2 protein-coding genes are annotated in these 2892 nt (G+C 37.4%); both read right to left on the reverse strand.

What is annotated here, in order from left to right:
* Window positions 1–148: 148 nt before the first annotated feature.
* The gene (locus BUB96_RS08550; RefSeq protein ID WP_159431735.1) at window positions 149–508 is read right to left on the reverse strand and encodes a zinc ribbon domain-containing protein; all 360 of its coding nucleotides are present in this window, start codon (window positions 506–508) and stop codon (window positions 149–151) included.
* Window positions 509–701: 193 nt separating this feature from the next.
* Window positions 702–2621 carry a DNA mismatch repair endonuclease MutL gene (mutL, locus tag BUB96_RS08555; RefSeq protein ID WP_073298454.1) on the reverse strand — a complete coding sequence of 640 codons (1920 nt, stop codon included), beginning with the start codon at window positions 2619–2621 and terminating at the stop codon, window positions 702–704.
* Window positions 2622–2892: the final 271 nt, after the last annotated feature.

Raw genomic sequence — 2892 nt, forward strand, 5'->3', positions numbered from 1 at the left:
TCAATTAAGTAAATATTTTTAAAATTTTCATGATTTAATTATACCATGAGAGATGCTTTTTTGTCTCTTTTTAGCATTTTCTTTTCAAATAAAAACGTATTGAGCGAACACTCAGTACGTTTTTATACCTATAATAAAATAGTTTGGCTTAGTAATCTAAAAATGATTTATTGGCTAAATCATCCTTGTCCTCATCTGATTCTTTCTTAATATTATCTTCGGCTTCTTTGTTTTGAGGATCAGTTTTTTCTTCTTGTTCAATTTCTTTTTGTGCCTCGATGTTTAATCCGGGTTCTAAATGTTCATGTACTAAATCCTCATCTTCACCATCAATTTCTTGTGCTTCTGATTGATTTGCTGAATTCTCGGTCTGTTGAGCATGTTCTTCATTTTTAGGTTTTGCCTTGTTTTCACTACGATCATCAACAATTTCTACCGGTTCTCCGCAATTGTCACAGACTTTTGCGTCGTCTGGTAATTCGTGACCACAATTTGGACATTTTTTCATTCTGCTATTTCCTTTCATTTCATCTCGTAGATAGTTATTTAAGGTCGAATACTAAAATGTAACTATCCATATCTTAAAACATTAAAAACTGAACTTCCACTCAGACACACTGACAGACTTCTCTTTTCAATCCTAAAAAGCCTCATTCCATTGAAAAGACTTTCCAAAGGGTTGAGGCTTTCTATTTTGTTTTCTAGTGACTGTCTTGAATACGTTTGAACATTTTTTCTAAGTCTCTTGTGGTCATTTTGACGAGGGTTGGACGACCATGTGGACAGTTGTAGGGATTTTCGGCTTGTGGCAATTGTTCGATGAGTGAGACGGCTTCTTGGTCGCTTAGGTGGTGATTGGCTTTGATTGACCGTTTGCAGCTCATCATGATGGCTGTAGCTTCTCGGAACATGCCAATTGAGAGATCTTTTTTCTCGAGGAAAAAGTCGATCATTTCTTCGATTGTCCCCTGTTCCTGCCCGGGAATAATCCAAGTTGGATGTTCGCGGACGATGAAACTATTTTGGCCGAATGGTTCTAGCTTCACGCCGGCATCCGCTAATTTCTCTAAATTATCGGTAATTACCATCACTTCGTCGCTTGGATATTCCAACACAATCGGCACCAACAAATCTTGCATTGATGTGCCAGTATCCGCCAATAATTCTTTGTAGTATTCATATTTGATCCGTTCTTGCGCGGCATGTTGGTCGATAATAAAGAGACCTTCCTCGTTTTGCGTCAACAAATACGTGCCATGCATTTGCCCGATATATTCTAATTCCGGAAACTGTTCTATTCTTTCTTCATTATAATTTTTTCGTTCAGCAGTTTTCGCTAATTCGAGCGCCGAATCTTCTGCGCTTGCTCGGTGCGTCAAAATCGAAACTTCCGGTTCGTTCACAACCTCCTGATTTTCAGATTCATGGTCAGGTCGCCAATTTCTTCTTTCCGTTGCTTCCGTTCCGAAATGACTTTGTGTCTGCTTATTTTGATTTTCGGAATTTTGTTTATCTGGAAAAGAGAAATCACGTGGCTTGTTTTGGGTTTGGAATTCGAAATTTAATTGCTCTGATTTTTCTGCTGGTGCTTTTGGAAGTGGAATATTTTCTTCGTCAGATGATCCTGGAATCCGTATTTCTTGATGCATTTGTTTATAGATGGCCTCTTTAATCAGTTGGCCTAATTCTTTTTCATTACTAATTCGGATTTGTTGTTTCGTTGGATGAACATTTACATCTAAAAGGAGTGGATCCATTTCAATATTCATAACAGCAATCGGATGACGACCGATCATTAAAGTCGAACTATAGCCATCAATGACTGCCCGATTGAGGGAATAATTATGAATATAACGACCGTTCACAATTAAAGTAATATACGTATTATTCGCTCGCGTTACTTCTGGAAGCGATGTATAACCAGAGACTTTAAAGTCAAAGTTTTCTGTTTCGATTTTACGCATCTTTCGAGCAATATTCACCCCATAAACACTTGCAATGGCTTGTCGAATATCGCCATTTCCAACAGTTTTCATTATTTGATTGCCATCGTTAATGAATTCAAAAGAAATATCTGGATTCGATAAAGCAAAACGGTTCATGTAATTGGTGATATGAGAGACTTCTGTTCTAAGTGAGCGAATATGTTTTAAGCGCGCGGGAGTATTATAAAATAATTGTTCCACTTTAATTATTGTCCCACGACGCGATTGGGCAGAGGTATTTTCTATAATTTCTCCACCTTTTAAATATAAATGTTTCCCTGTTTTTTTGTCTTCAGCTGTTTCGATCGTTAACTCTGATACAGAAGCAATACTTGGCAGAGCTTCTCCTCGGAAACCGAGTGTACGAATTCGAAACAGTTCATCGGTGGTATAAATTTTACTTGTCGCATGGCGTTCAAAAGCTCGTTCGACATCTTCACTAGGAATCCCATTTCCGTTATCTGTAACGATGATTTTTAAAAGGCCGGCTTCTTCGATTTCTACTTTGATTTTTGTACTCTCCGCATCAATCGCATTTTCCACAAGTTCTTTAATAACCGAAGCCGGTCTTTCAACCACTTCTCCCGCAGCAATTTGATTGGCTAACGTTTCGGATAATATTTTAATTTCTGACATATGATTGCTCCTCCCTTCTACTAGGTTCGTTGGTTCTAAAGAAATTCCTATCTAATGTTTTGGCTTATTTGGAAATTTAGACTTTATTATACGTTTAGCTAGTTATTATAGACTAAAGTTTGTATTTATTTCGGCTAGAAAAATCCAGTGCTTTTTAAACGTCTCTATAAAATAGATGAGCAGCGTTTGTGCACGATAGTCACTTCTGCGCGCGGATTTCTGATTTTTGTTAGCGATACACACTTCTACGCGCTAATTTTTGATTTTTGTG

Origin of the sequence: Atopostipes suicloacalis DSM 15692 (assembly GCF_900129085.1) — a bacterium.
In the GTDB taxonomy this organism is placed as follows: domain Bacteria; phylum Bacillota; class Bacilli; order Lactobacillales; family Carnobacteriaceae_A; genus Atopostipes; species Atopostipes suicloacalis.